This window comes from Demequina capsici (assembly GCF_032102965.1).
Taxonomy (GTDB): Bacteria; Actinomycetota; Actinomycetes; order Actinomycetales; family Demequinaceae; genus Demequina; species Demequina capsici.
Genome location: NZ_CP134880.1, coordinates 452,932 through 469,512, shown reverse-complemented (window position 1 = coordinate 469,512; position 16,581 = coordinate 452,932). Strand labels below are relative to the sequence as shown.

General features: G+C 68.8%; 17 protein-coding genes. 3 read left to right on the top strand and 14 right to left on the bottom strand.

Annotated features, from left to right (window positions below; translation table 11 throughout):
• Positions 1–24 precede the first annotated feature (24 nt).
• From pstB to RN607_RS02245, 6 genes are all read right to left on the bottom strand, one after another.
• A complete protein-coding gene (gene pstB / locus RN607_RS02270; protein ID WP_313499477.1) occupies positions 25–804 on the bottom strand; it encodes a phosphate ABC transporter ATP-binding protein PstB in 780 nt (259 codons plus the stop codon).
• A 14-nt stretch (positions 805–818) separates the two neighbouring features.
• The gene (gene pstA, locus RN607_RS02265) at positions 819–1,787 is read right to left on the bottom strand and encodes a phosphate ABC transporter permease PstA (protein WP_313544046.1); all 969 of its coding nucleotides are present in this window, start codon (positions 1,785–1,787) and stop codon (positions 819–821) included.
• Entirely contained in the window at positions 1,787–2,785 is a 999-nt protein-coding gene (pstC, locus tag RN607_RS02260; protein ID WP_376784214.1) for a phosphate ABC transporter permease subunit PstC, read from the bottom strand. Before pstC ends, pstA begins: the two co-directional genes overlap by 1 nt.
• Positions 2,786–2,880: 95 nt before the next feature.
• Complete coding sequence (locus tag RN607_RS02255; protein WP_313499472.1) at positions 2,881–4,014, bottom strand: phosphate ABC transporter substrate-binding protein PstS; 1,134 nt, start codon at positions 4,012–4,014, stop codon at positions 2,881–2,883.
• 172 nt (positions 4,015–4,186) lie between these two features.
• Entirely contained in the window at positions 4,187–4,888 is a 702-nt protein-coding gene (locus RN607_RS02250) for a response regulator (protein ID WP_313544043.1), read from the bottom strand.
• The gene (locus RN607_RS02245; protein ID WP_313499467.1) at positions 4,885–6,003 is read right to left on the bottom strand and encodes a sensor histidine kinase; all 1,119 of its coding nucleotides are present in this window, start codon (positions 6,001–6,003) and stop codon (positions 4,885–4,887) included. The genes RN607_RS02250 and RN607_RS02245 overlap by 4 nt, the downstream gene beginning before the upstream one ends.
• A gap of 133 nt (positions 6,004–6,136) precedes the next feature.
• Here RN607_RS02245 and phoU point away from each other — a divergent pair, with 133 nt between their 5' ends.
• Complete coding sequence (gene phoU / locus RN607_RS02240; protein ID WP_313544041.1) at positions 6,137–6,796, top strand: phosphate signaling complex protein PhoU; 660 nt, start codon at positions 6,137–6,139, stop codon at positions 6,794–6,796.
• Between the two features lie 167 nt (positions 6,797–6,963).
• Here phoU and RN607_RS02235 read toward each other — a convergent pair whose 3' ends face one another.
• From RN607_RS02235 to nadC, 6 genes are all read right to left on the bottom strand, one after another.
• Complete coding sequence (locus RN607_RS02235; protein WP_313499461.1) at positions 6,964–7,707, bottom strand: phosphoglyceromutase; 744 nt, start codon at positions 7,705–7,707, stop codon at positions 6,964–6,966.
• Between the two features lie 88 nt (positions 7,708–7,795).
• Positions 7,796–8,848, bottom strand: coding sequence for a lactonase family protein (locus tag RN607_RS02230; protein ID WP_313544039.1), 1,053 nt, complete (start codon positions 8,846–8,848; stop codon positions 7,796–7,798).
• Complete coding sequence (locus tag RN607_RS02225) at positions 8,848–9,174, bottom strand: histone-like nucleoid-structuring protein Lsr2 (RefSeq protein ID WP_313544037.1); 327 nt, start codon at positions 9,172–9,174, stop codon at positions 8,848–8,850. The genes RN607_RS02230 and RN607_RS02225 overlap by 1 nt, the downstream gene beginning before the upstream one ends.
• 180 nt (positions 9,175–9,354) lie before the next feature.
• On the bottom strand, positions 9,355–9,570 hold the full coding sequence (locus RN607_RS02220; protein ID WP_313544035.1) for a hypothetical protein: 216 nt from the start codon (positions 9,568–9,570) through the stop codon (positions 9,355–9,357).
• Between the two features lies 1 nt (position 9,571).
• Positions 9,572–11,035, bottom strand: coding sequence for a lysine--tRNA ligase (gene lysS, locus RN607_RS02215; protein ID WP_313545463.1), 1,464 nt, complete (start codon positions 11,033–11,035; stop codon positions 9,572–9,574).
• A gap of 96 nt (positions 11,036–11,131) precedes the next feature.
• Positions 11,132–12,079, bottom strand: a complete 948-nt coding sequence (gene nadC, locus RN607_RS02210) for a carboxylating nicotinate-nucleotide diphosphorylase (protein ID WP_313544033.1) — start codon at positions 12,077–12,079, stop codon at positions 11,132–11,134.
• Between the two features lie 93 nt (positions 12,080–12,172).
• Here nadC and RN607_RS02205 point away from each other — a divergent pair, with 93 nt between their 5' ends.
• Together RN607_RS02205 and RN607_RS02200 are read left to right on the top strand one after the other, a co-directional pair.
• Positions 12,173–12,442 carry a metal-sensitive transcriptional regulator gene (locus RN607_RS02205; RefSeq protein ID WP_313499448.1) on the top strand — a complete coding sequence of 90 codons (270 nt, stop codon included), beginning with the start codon at positions 12,173–12,175 and terminating at the stop codon, positions 12,440–12,442.
• A gap of 161 nt (positions 12,443–12,603) precedes the next feature.
• Positions 12,604–14,286, top strand: coding sequence for an FAD-dependent oxidoreductase (locus tag RN607_RS02200; protein ID WP_313544031.1), 1,683 nt, complete (start codon positions 12,604–12,606; stop codon positions 14,284–14,286).
• 81 nt (positions 14,287–14,367) lie between these two features.
• Here RN607_RS02200 and RN607_RS02195 read toward each other — a convergent pair whose 3' ends face one another.
• Positions 14,368–16,056, bottom strand: a complete 1,689-nt coding sequence (locus tag RN607_RS02195) for an L-aspartate oxidase (protein ID WP_313544029.1) — start codon at positions 16,054–16,056, stop codon at positions 14,368–14,370.
• 21 nt (positions 16,057–16,077) lie between these two features.
• On the bottom strand, positions 16,078–16,560 hold the full coding sequence (panD, locus tag RN607_RS02190; RefSeq protein WP_313499441.1) for an aspartate 1-decarboxylase: 483 nt from the start codon (positions 16,558–16,560) through the stop codon (positions 16,078–16,080).
• Positions 16,561–16,581: the final 21 nt, after the last annotated feature.

Sequence of the window (16,581 nt, the reverse complement as noted above, 5' to 3'; positions counted from 1 at the left end):
CCCTCTTGCATGCTCAGCCGACGATCAACCGAACCGGCCCGAGATGTAGTCCTCGGTGGCCTTCTCCGCAGGCGCCGAGAAGATCGTCGTGGTGTCGTCCATCTCGATGAGCTTGCCGGGCTTGCCCGTGCCCGCGATGTTGAAGAACGCCGTCTTCTCCGACACGCGTGCCGCCTGCTGCATGTTGTGCGTCACGATCACGATCGTGTACTCGGACTTCAGCTCCTGGATGAGGTCCTCGATCGCGAGGGTCGAGATCGGGTCGAGCGCCGAGCAGGGCTCGTCCATGAGGAGCACGTCGGGCTTGATCGCGATCGCGCGCGCGATGCACAGGCGCTGCTGCTGGCCGCCGGAGAGCGAGGATCCCGGCTTGTCCAGACGGTCCTTGACCTCGTCCCACAGGTTCGCACCACGCAAGGAGGACTCGACCAGGTCCTCACCGTCGGACTTGGAGATGCGCTTGTTGTTCAGCTTCACGCCCGCGAGCACGTTCTCGGCGATCGTCATCGTGGGGAACGGGTTCGGGCGCTGGAACACCATGCCGACGTGCTTGCGCACGGCGACAGGGTCGATGTCGGAGCCGTAGAGGTCGAGGCCGTCCATGAGGACCTCGCCCTCGACACGGGCCCCGGGGATGACCTCGTGCATACGGTTGAGCGTGCGGAGGAACGTGGACTTGCCACAGCCTGACGGACCGATGAACGCGGTCACGGACTTCGCCTCGATGGACAGCGAGACGTCCTCGACGGCCAGGAAGCTGCCGTAGAAGACGTTGAGGTTGTTGACGTCGATGCGCTTGGACATGAAGGAGGGGTCCTTTACCGGCCGGTCTTGGGGCTGAAGTAGCGGGAGATGAGGCGCGCCAGAAGGTTCAGCGCCATGACGATGAGGATGAGCACGAGCGCCGCACCCCACGCGCGGTACTCCGTGATCTCAGGGATGCAGAGCGTGTCGCTGCCGCCGGTGCAGACGGCCTGACCCTTGTGCCATTCGGTCACGATGTAGACGGGCAGGGTCATCATGCGTCCGTCGAACGGGTTGAAGTTCAGCGAGTCGGCCACGCCGACTGCGATGAGCAGCGGCGCCGTCTCACCGATCACTCTGGCGATCGCGAGGGTCACGCCGGTGGTGATGCCCGCGAAGGCCGTCCGCAGCACCACCTTGATCACGGTCAGGTACTTGGGGACGCCGAGCGCGTACGACGCCTCGCGGAGCTCGTTGGGGACCAGGCGCAGCATCTCCTCGGACGCGCGCACCACCACGGGGATCATCAGCAGCGAGAGCGCGACCGCACCGGTGAAGCCGTTCTTCGTTCCCGGACCCACAAGGATCGAGAAGAGGGCGTAGGCGAACAGGCCGGCGACGATCGACGGGATGCCCGTCATGACGTCCACGAAGAACGTCACGGCCCGCTTGAGGCGCCCCTTGCCGTACTCGACCAGGTAGATCGAGGTGAGGAGCCCGATCGGCACCGAGATCACGGTGGCGACCCCGGTGATGATGAGCGTGCCCCAGATCGCGTGGAGGATGCCGCCCTCCGGCGCTCCGCCGAAGATCCCACGCATCGACTGCTGCAGGAACTCGAGGTTGAAGACGTGCTCGCCCGCCGAGTTGATCATGAAGCGGTCGATGCCACGGCTGACCACGGTCACGGCGAGCCAGATCAGAGGGATCAGCGCGATGCCGAAGGCCACGTAGACCAGAGCACCCATGGCCCCGTTGGTGAGCTTGCGGCGCGTGCTCAGCTGGCCCAGCACGGAGCCGTCGCGGACCGGAGTGGTGGACATCAGTTGGCTCCCGAGAACTCGGAACGGCGTGACACGACCCAGCGTGCCGCCATGTTGACGAGCAAGGTGATGACGAACAGCGCGAGGCCCATGGCGATGAGCGCGCTCACGCCGGTCTGGTTGGCCTCAGGGAACTGTCCCGCGATGTACGACGCGATCGTGTTGTGCTTGCCCGACTGCAGGATGTTCCAGGAGAAGCTCAGTCCGGAGGACAGGATCATGTAGATCGCCATGGTCTCGCCGAGGGCGCGTCCGAGGCCCAGCATCGTGGCGCCGATGATGCCCGAGCGCCCGAAGGGGAACACGGCCATGCGGATCATCTCCCAACGGGTCGCGCCCATGGCCAGCGCCGCCTCCTCGTGGAGCTTCGGCGTCTGCAGGAACACCTCGCGGGTCACCGCGGTGATGATCGGGATGATCATGATGGCGAGCACGATGCCCGCGGACAGCGCCACGCGTCCTGTGGGCGAGACGTCGCCGGTCGTCGGGTCGGGCGCGAACAGCGGGATCCACCCGAGCGTGGAGCCGAGCCACTGGTAGAAGGGCTGGACCACGGGAAGCAGCACCATCGAGCCCCACAGTCCGTAGACGACCGACGGGACCGCCGCGAGCAGGTCGATGATGTACCCGAGCCCTGCCGCGAGCCGCCGGGGCGCGTAGTGCGAGATGAAGAGCGCGATCCCGATCGACAGCGGCGTGGCGATCAGCAGTGCGATCACGGAGATCAGCACCGTGCCGAAGATCAGGTATCCGGTGACCTGGAACAGGCTCTGACCCTGGTCGGGCTTGATCCAGGAGACCTTCTCGGCGAGCGCCGCGCTGCCCATCGACAACGCCGGCCAGGCGTTGGTGAGCAGGAATGCCGCCACTGCGGCGAGGAGGATGAGGATCAGGCTGGCCGCGAAGGTCGACAGCCCCGTGAACGCGACGTTCGCCGCAGACTTCCGGTGGGTGTGCAGCGATGCCTTGTCGACCTCAGGGGCTTCCGTGGTCGTCACGTGGTTTCACTCCGTCGAAGAAGGGTCTGGGCGAGGAAGAACGGTGGTGAACTCATCCTTGCGGACGAGCTCACCACCGTCCAGTCGGGTTGATCCTAGACGCCGCTCGCGGTGGCGATGCCCTGGAGGATCGAGACGATCTTCGCCGAGAGCTCGGACGAGATCGGGGCCGAGCCCGCAGCGTCGGCGGCGGCCTGCTGGCCCTCGGCGGAGGCGACGTACTCGAGGAAGCTCGTCACGTTCGCGGCCTCGGTCGCGTCGGCGTACTGCTGGCAGACGATGGCGTAGGACGACAGCATGATCGGGTAGGCACCCGCGACCGTGGTGGTCCGGTCCAGGTCGTACGCGAGGTCGTTCGCGCCGTTCTCACCGGCCAGGGTCGAGTTGTCGAGCGTGATCGCGGCGCCCTCGGCGGACGGGGCGTTGTAGGTGTCGCCCACCTTGACGGAGACGATGCCGAGGCCGGAGGTCTGCGACTCGTCGGCGTAGCCGATGGTGCCCTCGGTGCTGGTGAGGATCTGAACCACACCGGAGGTGCCCTGCGCGGACTCGCCCAGGTCGTTCGCCCAGTCACCCGACGCGTCGTACGGCCAGGCGCCGTCCGAGGCCTTGGCCAGGTAGTCGGTGAAGTTCTTGGTGGTGCCCGACTCGTCCGAGCGGTGGACGATGGTGATGGCCTCGTCGGGAAGGGTCACGCCGGCGTTCTGGGACGCGATCGCGTCGTCGCTCCAGTTGGTGATGTCACCGTTGAAGATCTTGGCGATCGTGGCGGCGTCCAGGTTGAGCGAGTCGACGCCGCTCAGGTTGAAGGCCACCGCGATGGGAGAGACGTAGACGGGCAGGTTGATCGCACCGGTGTCGCCCGCGCAGCGGGTGACAGCCTGCGCGTACTCGTCGGTCGAGAGGGCGGCATCCGAGCCGGCCCACGAGATCGAGCCGTCGAGGAACTGCGTGCGACCGCCGCCGGAGCCGACCGGGTCGTAGTTGATCGTCAGGTCGGGGTTCGCGTTCTGGAACGCGGCACGCCAGGCCTCCATGGCGACCTGCTGCGTGGAGGCGCCGGCGCCGTTGAGCTCGCCGGACAGGCTCATGGCCGCCTCGGACGTCGTGTCGGACGAAGCGGCCGACGTCGTGGTGTCGGTCGTCTCGTTGGAGGCCGAGCAGGCGGCAAGTGCGAGAGACAGCACGGCGGCCGCAGTGACGGCACCGGTGCGCTTGGCAATCTTCACGTTCGTTTTCCTCACATGCGGATGACCCGGCTTCCTGCCGGATGACAGACACGCTAGGAGCGCAAGATGACGAGCCGAAGGGGGCAACCTGAACTCTGGGTGAACATCGGGTGAACTGCGCCCAGGGCGGTCACGATGCGATCACGCGAAGGTGACGACCGCGTGAACGGCGTCAGACGGGTGGCTCGAGCGTGTACCCGACGCCACGGACTGTCTGGATCAGCATCGGGTGATGCGGATCCGCCTCGATCCTCGCGCGAAGACGCTTGATGTGCACGTCGAGAGTCTTGGTGTCCCCGTAGTAGTCGGCTCCCCAGACGCGGTCGATGATCACCTGGCGCGGGAGCACCCGACCTGCGTTCTGGGCGAGCAGGAGCAGCAGCCCGAACTCCTTGGGCGGCAGCGATGTGGTCTGTCCGTCCCGCTGCATGGTCAGCCGCTCGGGGTCGATCGTGAGACCCGCGACCGTCACACGGGTCGGCTCGTCGCCGATCGCGTCGTAGACCGCGGCGGTCCGCTTGAGCACCGACCGGACCCTCGCCACGAGCTCACGCCCGCTGTAGGGCTTCGTGACGTAGTCGTCGGCGCCCAGCTCGAGACCGATGATCTTGTCCACCTGGTCGTCCTTGGCGGTGACCATGATGACGGGCACGTCCGAGCGGTCCTTGATGACGCGGAACACCTCCGTGCCGCTGAGCCCTGGAAGCATGAGGTCGAGCAGCACGAGGTCCGCGCCCTCACGCTGGAACAGCTCCACACCGCGCGTGCCTGTGTCCGCGGTCGACACGGTGAACCCCTCGCGGGTGAGCAGGTACTTCAGGGAGTCCCTGTACGACTCCTCGTCCTCGACTATGAGGATGTGCGCCTCGCTCATTCGGTCATGCCCTCCTCCTGCGCCTGGAGGCGCAGCGTGAACGTCGAGCCGACGTTCGGCTGCGACCACACCTCCACGGTGCCCGCATGCTGCAGAGCGACGTGCTTGACGATGCTGAGGCCCAGCCCCGTGCCGCCCGTCTGCCGGGACCGCGCGGGATCAGTCCTGTAGAAGCGCTCGAAGATCCGCTCCTGGTCCTTCTGGTCGATGCCGATGCCGTGGTCGATCACGGAGATCGCCGCCACCCCGTCGTCCTCCGCGAGGGCGACCGTGACCTTGCCGCCCTCCTCCGAGTACGCCACCGCGTTGTCGACGAGGTTGCGCACCGCCATGACCAGAAGGTCGCGGTCGCCCATCGTGACCGGTTCCGCGGAGACGGAGCTGCTCACCTCGATGCGGCGCTGCTCCGCACCCAGACGCGCACCATCGATCGCCTCCGCCACGACCTCGGTGAGATGCACCGGCTGGTGGTCGCGGACGGTGTCGTCGCCCTGGAGCCGCGAGATCTCGATGATCTCCTGGATCAGCTTGGTGAGGCGCCTGGACTCCTTGCGGATCTTCCGGGCGAACTGACGGACCATCTCCGGGTCGTCAGCTCCCTCCTCGATCGTCTCGGCCAGCAGCGAGAGGGCGCCCACCGGAGTCTTGAGCTCGTGCGACACGTTGGTGGCGAACTCACGACGCGCCTGCTCCACGGCCCGCATCTCGGTGTTGTCGTTGGCCACCGCGAACGCGAGCTCGTCGCCGAGAGGCGTGACACGCACGTGCACGTGGGTCACCGCCCCCAGGACACCCCTGCGGATCTCCACCTCGCGCTCGACGGGCTCGTCCCTGTCCCACGCCTCCTCGGCAAGATCCGCGACCTCCGGCTGCAGCTTGCCATCGAGCCGAGCGACCGCGAGCGCGGCCGCGGGGCCGTTGGCGAACGCGGCGCGACGATCACGGCGCACGATCACCGCCCCCGACTGCATGGCCGCGAGCACCTCACGCGTCCGGTGCGGCACCAGCGTCCTGGCGATCACCTCGCGCCGGTGACGCCGCCGCAGCAGGAGCGCGCCGACGCCGGAGCCCGCCGCGAAGGCAAGCACGATCCACAGCACCTCGACCCCGTCCATGCGCACACCGTACCCAGCGCGGACGGAGTTCACCCAATGTTCACGGACGTCATCTCTTGTTCACCGCCCGGCATGCATCGGGCCTGCAAGTGATGGGAGACTGGGTCCGACCCCTGTCGCCACAAGGAGAACCATGCGAACGCTGTTCACCGCTGAGATGTCCGAGCTCGCGGACGATCTCATCGCCATGGGCCGCCACGTCGAGACGGCCATCAACCGTGCCAACGAGGCGCTGCTCACCGCCAACGTGGAGCTCGCGCAGTCCGTCATCGCCGACGACGCGAGGCTCGACGACATCGAGGAGACGGTCGACGAACGCTGCGTGCTGCTGATCGCTCAGCAGCAGCCCGTCGGCCTGGACCTGCGCACCATCATCTCGGCGCTGCGGATCTCAGCCGCGCTGGAGCGCATGGGCGACCTCGCCCAGCACATCGCCGAGGCCGCGCGGCGCGCCTATCCCGAATCGGCGATCCCCGAGTCGCATCACGCGATCTTCGAGGGCCTCGCCGCCGCGGCGGCCGAGACTGCGACCGCCGTCGTGGGCCTGCTCGAGACCCGAGACCTGAACGCCGCCGCCGCGATCGTGTCCGACGACGACAAGCTGGACGACCTGCACTCGCAGGCCTACCAGTCGCTGCTCGACCCGGCGTTCAACGGCACCACCCAGGAGACGCTCGACATCGCGCTCATGGCTCGCTTCTACGAGCGCATCGGCGACCACGCCGTCGGCATCTCGCGGCGGATCGTCTACCTGGTGACCGGCGACCACAAGGGCGACCGCGCCCGCATCTGACGTCCGACTCCCGGGGCCGCGCACTCTCCCGCGCGGTCTCAGGGTCACCCGGTCCGTCGTCGCGGTCGAGGTCGCCCGTGACGACGACGAAGGGCCCCCACCGTGCGGTGGGGGCCCTTCGTGTGCCTGGCCAGACGATGAGAGGCTGACCGGACGTTGCTACAAGACTACTTCTTGCCCTGGTTCGCCACAGCCTGGATCGCGGCGGCCGCAGCATCGGCGTCGAGGTACGTGCCGCCCGGGTTGGTGGGCTTCAGCGTCTCCTCGTCCAGGTGGTAGACGAGCGGGATGCCCGTGGGGATGTTGACGCCCACGATCGCGTCGTCCGCGATGCCATCGAGGTGCTTGACGATCGCGCGCAGCGAGTTGCCGTGCGCGGCCACGAGGACGGTCTTGCCGGCCTTGAGGTCCGGGACCACGTCCGACTCCCAGTACGGCAGCGCGCGCTCGAGCACGTCCTTGAGGCACTCGGTCTGCGGGACGGGCTCGCCTGCGTAGCGGGGGTCGCCCTCCTGGGTGTAGGTGTTGCCCTCGGAGATCGCGGGCGGCGGCACGTCGTACGAGCGGCGCCAGATCATGAACTGCTCCTCGCCGAACTGCTCGAGGGTCTCGGCCTTGTTCTTGCCCTGGAGGTCGCCGTAGTGGCGCTCGTTGAGGCGCCAGCTGCGCTTCACGGGGATCCAGTGGCGGTCGGCCGAGTCGAGCGCGAGGTTCGCGGTCATGATCGCGCGACGCAGCAGCGAGGTGTGGACGACGTCGGGCAGGATGCCCTCGTCCTTGAGCAGCTCGCCGCCACGTACGGCCTCTCCCCAGCCCTTCTCGTTGAGGGGGACGTCCACCCAGCCGGTGAACAGGTTCTTCGAGTTCCAGTCGCTCTCGCCGTGACGGAGCAGGATCAGTGTGTACGTCATGGGGTCAGCCTAGCGGGGCGTCGGTGGGACGCGACCGGGACGGAATGCCCGCCGTCGTGCCGCCCCGCCGGCGCGTCGCCTGCCAGGGTCAGCGCTCCACGACGCACGCAGGGCTGACGATCACCGCCTCGCCGTACGGGAGCTCGGCGATCGCGCCGACCTCCTGCTCGGGAGCCAGGGCGAGCACGTCCGCCAGCGCGTAGGCGCGCACCCGATGACCCCGCTCGCAGGCGACGTGCAGATGGTCCCCGATGGCCGCGAAGTAGCGCGGCCAGTGTCCGACATCGAAGCTGGCCCGGTAGCGCGGCCAACCCTCGGGACTGAGGTCGAAGACCGCGATCACGTCAGCGCCACGCATCCCGACCAGCAGCACATCGTCCAGGACGACGACGTGGGACGCGAGGCTCTCGTCCGCCGAGCGCGACGCGACCGGGGTGATGGACTGCTCGTCGATCAGCACGGCCTCCCTCGCCTGCGCGTCCCAGCGGAAGGTCCTCAGCGCGCCGTCGAGCTCGCACGCGACGTACAGCATCTCCCCCCGCGTCGCCATGTGGCGCGGGCCGGAGCCTCCCGGCAGCGTGGCCGCGACGCCGTCGGCCTCGAGCACGCCGCCAGGGTCCACGCGGTAGCGCCGCAGCTGGTCCGTGCCCAGGTCGGCGACCAGCACGTGCCTGCCGTCCGGCGCGTACGCCGCGGAGTGCGCGTGCGAGGCCTCCTGGCGGTCGGCACGGGGCCCGTGCCCCTTGTTGCCGTGGCTCTGGATCGGCTCGTCCAGCCCGGGCAGGCCGTCCGGCAGGAGCGGCACCACCGCGAGATCGCCGCTGCCGTAGTGGCTCACGTACAGCGCATCGGCCTCACGGGAGAGCAGCAGGTGACAGCCGTCGGTGCCACGGGTAGGCACCGACGCCCTGACCACCGGAGCCGACGGCTCGCTCACGTCGATGACGTGCAGCACGGACGCGGGGGCCTCGGAGATCGCATAGACGAGCGGTGCCGACGGATGGGCCACCAGGAACGACGGCGCCGGGAGCTCCAGCACCTGCGTCACGCCGTCCGAGTCCTGGAGCCACATGCCCTCGCCCATCCCCACGGGGGCACCCAGCCCCTCGGCGGGGTAGGTGCCCCACCAGAGTGAGGTCATCAGTGGGCCGCGTCGTAGGCGTCACGCAGATCCTGCGAGACACGACCACGCTCGGAGACCTCCATGCCCTCCGCGCGCGCCCACTCGCGCACCGCGTGCGCGTCCGTGCGAGACTTCTTGGCCGGCGTGGTCGCCCGACGCCCGCGAGCGGCGGTCACCTTGCGAGCCTTCTTGGTCCACTTCGCGAGATCGTCACGCAGCAGGGCGGCATTCTCTGAATTCAGGTCGATCTCGTACCGCGTGCCGTCCACCGCGAACGACACGGTCTCCGTAGCGGCACCACCGTCGATGTCGTCGATCAGGACTACCTGGACCTTCTGAGCCATCCTGGTTCCTTTCACCGGATCCTCGAGGATTCCTTCACTTGTTTAGGAATACCTCTGATGTGATCCCCTCGCGGCACCAGGATAAGCGCAGGGAACGCCAAATCGACAAATTCTCGTGGATATCTGTGGATTATCGGCGGGCGACTTTCTTGAGGAAGCGTTCGAATATGCCCGGGTGGGTTATTCCGCCGAAGATTCCGGAGATTCGTGTCCGGTAACGCGGCCCGGAGCCTCAGCGCGGTCTGGAGCCTCCGCGCGATCGAGCGCCGCCTCCTGCGCCGCGATCGCCGCCCGCTCGTTGCGATCGGCGCGGATCACGGCCCGCATGACGTACCAGAACAGCAGCCCCACCCCGACGCTGGGGACGACGCTCATGAGGATGGGACCCAGGTTCATGTCAGCCCTCGGTGGGCTTCACGAGCGGGAACAGGATGGTCTCGCGGATCCCGAGACCTGTCAGCGCCATGAGCAGGCGGTCGATGCCCATGCCCATGCCACCGCTCGGAGGCATCGCATACTCCATCGCGGTGAGGAAGTCCTCGTCGAGCACCATGGCCTCGTCATCGCCCTGCGCGGCCATGCGCGCCTGCTGCTCGAAGCGCTCGCGCTGGATGACGGGGTCGACGAGCTCGGAGTACGCCGTCGCGAGCTCGAACCCGCGCACGTACAGGTCCCACTTCTCGACGATGCCCTCCTTGGAGCGGTGATCGCGGGTCAGAGGGCTCGTCTCCACCGGGAAGTCACGGACGAAGGTAGGCGCGAACAGGGTCGAGCCGACGTGGTGCTCCCACAGCTCCTCGACGAGCTTGCCGTGGTTGACGCGCTTCGGATCCACAGAGATCTCGAAGCGGTCGCACAGCATCTCGAGGTGCGCGACCGTCGTGTCGTGCGTGATCTCCTCGTCGATCGCCGCCGACAGCGAGCCGTACATGTCGAGGGTGGTCCAGTCGCCCGAGAGGTCGTACTCGGAACCGTCGGCCAGGGTGACGACCTGGGTGCCGAAGATGTCGTCCGCCGCACCCTGCACGAGCTCGCGAGTGAGCGTGGCCATGGTGTCGTAGCTGCCGTAGGCCTCGTATGCCTCGAGCATCGAGAACTCGGGCGAGTGCGACGAGTCGGCACCCTCGTTGCGGAAGTTGCGGTTGATCTCGAAGACCTTCTCGATGCCGCCGACCGCCGCACGCTTGAGGAAGAGCTCGGGCGCGATGCGCATGTAGAGATCGATGTCGTACGCATTCATGTGGGTGATGAACGGGCGCGCGGCGGCGCCGCCTGGCTGCGTCTGCAGCATGGGCGTCTCCACCTCGATGTAGCCACGGCCGTGCAGCGACTCGCGGAGCGACCGGTTGAGCTTGGCTCGGTTGCGCACGGTGTCGCGCGCCAGCGGGCGGGCGATGAGGTCCACGTAGCGCTGACGCACGCGCGTGTCCTCGGCCAGGTCCTTGTGCAGCACGGGCAGCGGCCGCAGCGACTTGGCCGCGATGGCCCACTCGGAGGCGAACACGGAGACCTCGCCGCGGCGCGACTTGATCGCGCGACCCTTGGCGAAGAGGTGATCGCCCAGGTCCACGTCCGACTTGAAGGCGGCGAGCGAGTCCTCGCCGACCTCGGCGAGGCTCAGCATGATCTGCAGCCGCTCGCCCTCGCCGTCCTGGATCGACGCGAAGCAAAGCTTTCCCGTGTTGCGGATGAAGACGACGCGCCCAGCGACGCCGACCACGTCGTCCGTCTCCTGTCCGTCCTCGAGCGCGTCGTACGCCTTCTTGACGTCCGCGATCTCGTGCGTGCGGTCGACGGTCACGGGGTACGCCTGGCCGCCGTCCGCGATCAGGCGGTCGCGCTTGGCGCGGCGCACCCGCATCTGGTCGGGGAGGTCGTCGTCGGCGGGGAGGGCAGGCTGGTCTGTCACGCCCTCTAGGGTACCGGCGTGTCGCGGGATGCCTGTGTCCGTCGTCGCCTATGCCAGGTCGAGCGCGATGTCCACGATCGGCGAGCTGTGCGTGAGCGCCCCCACGGAGAGGAAGTCGACGCCCGTGGCGGCCACGTCCACGGCGTTGTCCAGCGTGAGGCCGCCGGTGGCCTCGAGCAGCACCTTGCCCAGCTTCTTCTCGCGCGAGCGGATGTCGGCGACCAGCTCCGTCATCGCATCGGGCGCCATGTTGTCCAGCATGAGGAAGCGGGCTCCCGCCTTCAGCGCCTCTGCGGCCTGAGCCGCGGACTCGACCTCCACCTGGATCGGGACGTCGGGGAACGCCTCGCGGACGGCCTCGATGGCTGCGGTGACGGAACCTGCCGCGACGACGTGGTTGTCCTTGACCATCGCGCAGTCGTACAGCCCCACGCGCTTGTTGACGCCACCGCCGCAACGCACCGCGTACTTCTCGAGCTCGCGCATCATGGGCGTGGTCTTGCGCGTGTCGAGCACCTGCGCTCCAGTGCCCTTGAGCGCGGTGGCCCAGCGGCGGGTGTGGGTGGCCACGCCGGACGCGCGGGACAGGAGGTTGAGCATGGTGCGCTCGGCGATGAGGACCACGTGCCCGGGGCCCGAGATCGTCGCGAGCGCGGTGCCGGCACCGACCTGGTCGCCGTCCGCGACGAGCAGCTCGACGACGGGATGCGGCAGCCCCAGGCGGACGGAGACCTGGGCCAGCACCTCGGCGATCACGTCCAGGCCCGCGACGACGCCGTCCTGACGCATCATGACCGTGCCCGACACCTGCGCTTCGGCCGCGATCGTGGCCAGGGTGGTGACGTCGCGCCCCGGGTAGCCCCCCAGGTCCTCGCTGAGCGTGCGCCGCACGGCATCGGCCAGCCACGTGCGGGAGAGGGGGAGATCCTGAGGCTGCTGCTCGGGGTGCAGAGAGCCGGCCGCGGCGTCGGCGGCGGTGTCCACGAGGTCGGTCATAGGCACATCGTGGCATGAATCGGTCACACCGCCCTGTCCATGTGGTACGGGGAGGGGTATCCTGTCTTGTCACCTAGTGCTTTGGAGGCCAGCATGTCCGAGGTTCACCTCAGCGAGGCGGAGCTTGAGCCCGTCGTCAAGCGGCTGCGTCGTGCACACGGCCAGCTGGCCGGCGTCCTGCGCATGGTGGAGGAAGGCCGCGAGTGCGGCGACATCGTCACCCAGCTCGCCGCCGTCTCCAAGGCGATCGACCGCGCGGGCTTCACGATGATCGCGTCGGGCCTGGAGCAGTGCGTGCGCGAGGGCGAGGACGCGGCCGATGCCAAGGTCCGCCTCGAGAAGATGTTTATGGCGCTGTCCTGAGCCACGGTTGACGGCTCACCCACCTCACAGGGCATCGTCCCTGGTCGTAGCCTGGCCGGAGGCGTGCCTGCCACGCTCCGGATGAGGTGCGGGACCTAGGTCTGGCATACCCCCGGGGGTATCTGGTACGGTAGTGCCGTCAACCCTTGGAAGGAGTACCCATGCGCATCGTCGTCGTCGGAGGTGTCGCCGGAGGCATGAGTGCCGCCGCGCGCGCCCGCCGCCTCAACGAATCCGCGGAGATCATCGTCTTCGAGAAGGGCCCCGACGTCTCGTTCGCCAACTGCGGACTTCCGTACCACGTCGGTGGGGACATCCAGTCCCGCGAGGCCCTCCTGCTCCACACCCCCCAGACGCTCGGCGCCTCGCTCGGCCTGGACGTCCGCGTCAACACCGAGGTCACCGCGATCGACCGCGCCGCGAAGACCGTCAAGGTCACCGGACCGCAGGGCACCGACGTCGTCTCCTACGACGCCCTGGTCCTCTCGCCCGGCGCCACCGCCTTCACGCCCCCCATCCCCGGCATGGACCTGCCCCAGGTCACGCACCTGCGCACCGTGGACGACGCGACCGCGCTCGCCGCGCGCGTCGAGGGAGCACAGACCGCCGCCGTGCTCGGCGCCGGCTTCATCGGGCTCGAGACCGCCGAGGCGCTCCGCGAGCGCGGGCTCGACGTCGCTCTCATCGAGATGGCGCCGCAGGTGCTGCCCCCGCTGGCACCCGAGATGGCCCGGCTCGTGGAGCTCGAGCTCCGCGCCAACGGCGTGGATGTCGTCACCGGCCTCGCCGCGTCCGCGGTGGCCCCCGCCGCGTCCGGCAAGGGCGTGACCGTCACGCTGTCCAACGGCGCCTCCGCCGACGTCGACATCGTGGTGGTCTCCGTAGGAGTCCGCCCCAACTCGTCGCTCGCCTCCGACGCCGGCCTCGCCGTCGACGAGCGCGGCGCGATCCTCGTCGACGACGAGCAGCGCACCGACGACCCGAGCATCTGGGCAGTCGGCGACGCGATCGCCGTGCGCAACCAGATCACCGGAGTCACCGGACCCGTGCCCCTCGCCGGCCCCGCCAACCGTCAGGGACGACGCGCCGCCGAGTCCATCATGGGCGTCGCCAAGCCCGCCAAGCCCGTGCTCGGCACCGCGATCGTCAAGGTCTTCGGCCTCACCGCCGCCATGACCGGCGCGTCACCCCGCATGCTCGACCAGGCAGGCATCGAGCATGTCGTGCACCACACGCACCACCTCAACCACGCCGGCTACTACCCCGGCGCGGACCAGGTGCACCTCATGGCCGCCTTCGCACCCGACGGCACGCTCCTCGGCGCCCAGGGCGTCGGTCGCGCCGGAGTCGACAAGCGCATCGACGTGCTCGCCACCTCGCTGCGGGCAGGCTTCGGCGCCGACGACCTGGCCGAGCTCGAGCTCGCCTACGCGCCGCCGTTCGGCTCCGCCAAGGACCCGGTCAACATGCTCGGCTTCATGATGCAGAACACGCTCCTCGGCACGCTCAAGCTGTGGCACGCCGAGGATGTCGAGTGGGCCCGCGAGAACGCGTTCATCCTGGACGTGCGCTCCGCAGGCGAGTTCACCCGCGGGCACCTCCCCGAGGCCGTCAACATCCCGCACGATGAGATCCGCGAGAACCTGGAGCTCATCCGCGAGCTCGCCGCCGGTCGCCCGGTGCGCGTGCACTGCGCCTCCGGCTTCCGCTCCTACCTCGCGCACCGCATCCTCGACCAGGAGGGCTTCGACTCCGCGAACTTCGACGGCGGCATGCTCACCATGCAGACCGCGCTCCCGGAGCTCGATCTGGTCACCGGCGTCGCCCAGCACGCGAACGCCTGACCTCGGCGCGTCAGCGCCGCACCATCCGGGCGGGGGCGGCGTTCCTAAGGACGCCGCCCCTCCGGCCACCGGTAGCGAACGTCAGCCGATGTCGAGCGGCACTCGCATGAGCGACAGCTGGCCGTCCGCGTCCATCGTCGCGGCCTGGCGCACCTCCCAGCGCGTGTCCTGCTTGGGGAAGTCGATGCGCAGATGGCCGCCGCGTGTCTCCTCGCGGGCGAGCGCAGTGCGCACCAGCACCGAGGACGCCTGAAGCACATTGGTGGTCTCCCACTCCGCGACCTGCGGCATAGGCCCCGCATCGTCGGTGTGGAACTGCTCGCGAAGCCGCTCCAGCTTGATGTCCGCACGCTGCAGGCCGACGGCCTCACGCACAGGACCCGCTCCCCCGTGCGTGATGGACTGGATCCGCGGGCGCTGGGTCGCAGGCACGAGCGCGCTGGGCCCCAGACGGTTCACCGGCTCGTGCTGCGTGACCACTCCGTCCGCCACGACCGCGGCGGCGTCCTTCGCGGCTCGGGTGGCGAAGACCAGCCCCTCGAGCAGGGAGTTCGAGGCGAGCCGGTTCGCTCCGTGCACGCCCGAGCACGCCGCCTCGCCGACGGCGTACAGGCCCGGACGCGTGGAACGCCCGCGCAGGTCGGTCAGCACCCCACCTGAGTGGAAGTGTTGCGCCGGAGCGATGGGGATCAGGTCGGTCCCCATGTCGATGCCGCGCTCGGCGAGCCGCGCATGGATCGTCGGGAACCGCTTCTTGAGGAACTCGCCGCCCAGGTGTCTGCAGTCGAGGAAGACGTTGTCGGACTCCTCCTGCGCCATCATCCGCACGATCGCACGGGACACGACATCACGCGGCGCGAGCTCGGCGAGCTCATGCTGCCCCACCATGAAGCGCTGACCCTCGGCGTTCAGCAGGTAGGCGCCCTCGCCCCGCACCGCCTCCGAGATGAGCGGCAGCTGCCCGAGCGCCGACGAACCCTCCCACAGCACCGTCGGATGGAACTGCACGAACTCCAGGTCCGCGATCGCAGCGCCCGCACGGAATGCCGCCGCGAGACCGTCCGCCGTGGCCGACGACGGGTTCGTCGACGAGCGGAACAGCTGGCCGATGCCGCCGGTAGCGAGGATGACGGCCTTCGCGAGCGCGGCGCCGACGCCGTCGCGGGAACCTTCGCCGATGACGTGCAAGGTCACGCCGCAGATCGCACCAGGGCGACCCTCCGCGTCCGGGGCGGCGGTGAGCAGGTCCACCACCATCGCATGCTCGATGACCTCGATGCCGGGATCGTTCCGCACCGCCTCGAGCTGCGCGATCAGCGCACGCGAGATCTCCGCGCCCGTCGCGTCACCGCCGGCATGGGCGATCCTGTCGCGGTGGTGGCCGCCCTCACGGGTCAGCGTGATCGACCCGTCGGCCTGGGTGTCGAAGTGCGCTCCCCGCTTGACGAGCTCGCGCACCCTGTCGGGCCCCTCCGTGACGAGCGTGCGCACGGCCTGCTCCGAGCAGGTGCCGACGCCGGCCACGAGGGTGTCCTGCAGGTGCTCCTCCGGCGTGTCCTCCGGATCGAGCGCGGCGGCGATCCCTCCCTGCGCCCACACGGTGGAGCCGGAGCTCAGCAGCCCCTTGGTGACGAGCAGGACGCGATCCACCTTCTGGCGAAGCTCCAGCGCCGCGGTGAGGCCCGCGATCCCGGACCCCACCACCACGACGTCCGCGTGGGTGGTCCACCCTGGCTCAGGAGCGCGCAGGCGCTGCACGAAACGGGTCATGACGCTCAGACTATGCCCGCGCTACCCCTGCTCAGGACCGCGGTGATAGGTCTCCCAGCCGTCGGTGTGGAAACCGTGCGTCGCCAGGCCAGACGGCTCGAGTCCGCTGTCTGCAGGCACCAGCCCAGGCTCGTCCGACAGCTCCAGGATCCGGTTGCCGGGATCCACGAAGACGACGTGAGGCTCGAAGGTCCGCGCATCGGCATCGGAGAGCATGCCGTAGCCGATGATGATCACCACATCCCCCGGGTGCACCAGGTGCGCTGCCGCGCCGTTGATGCAGATCTGGCCCGATCCGGCCTTGCCAGGGATCGCGTAGGTCGTGAGCCGCGCGCCGTTCGTGACGTCCACGACGTCCACCTGCTGGCCCGGCAGCACGTCGGCCGCCTCCATGAGGGTCGCGTCGATGGTGATGGAGCCGACGTAGTGGAGATCCGCCTGGGTGACGGTGGCGCGATGGATCTTGGAGATCATCATCGGCCGCTGGAGCGAGGTGGTGTTCATGCTGGTCCTTCCGTGATGCTG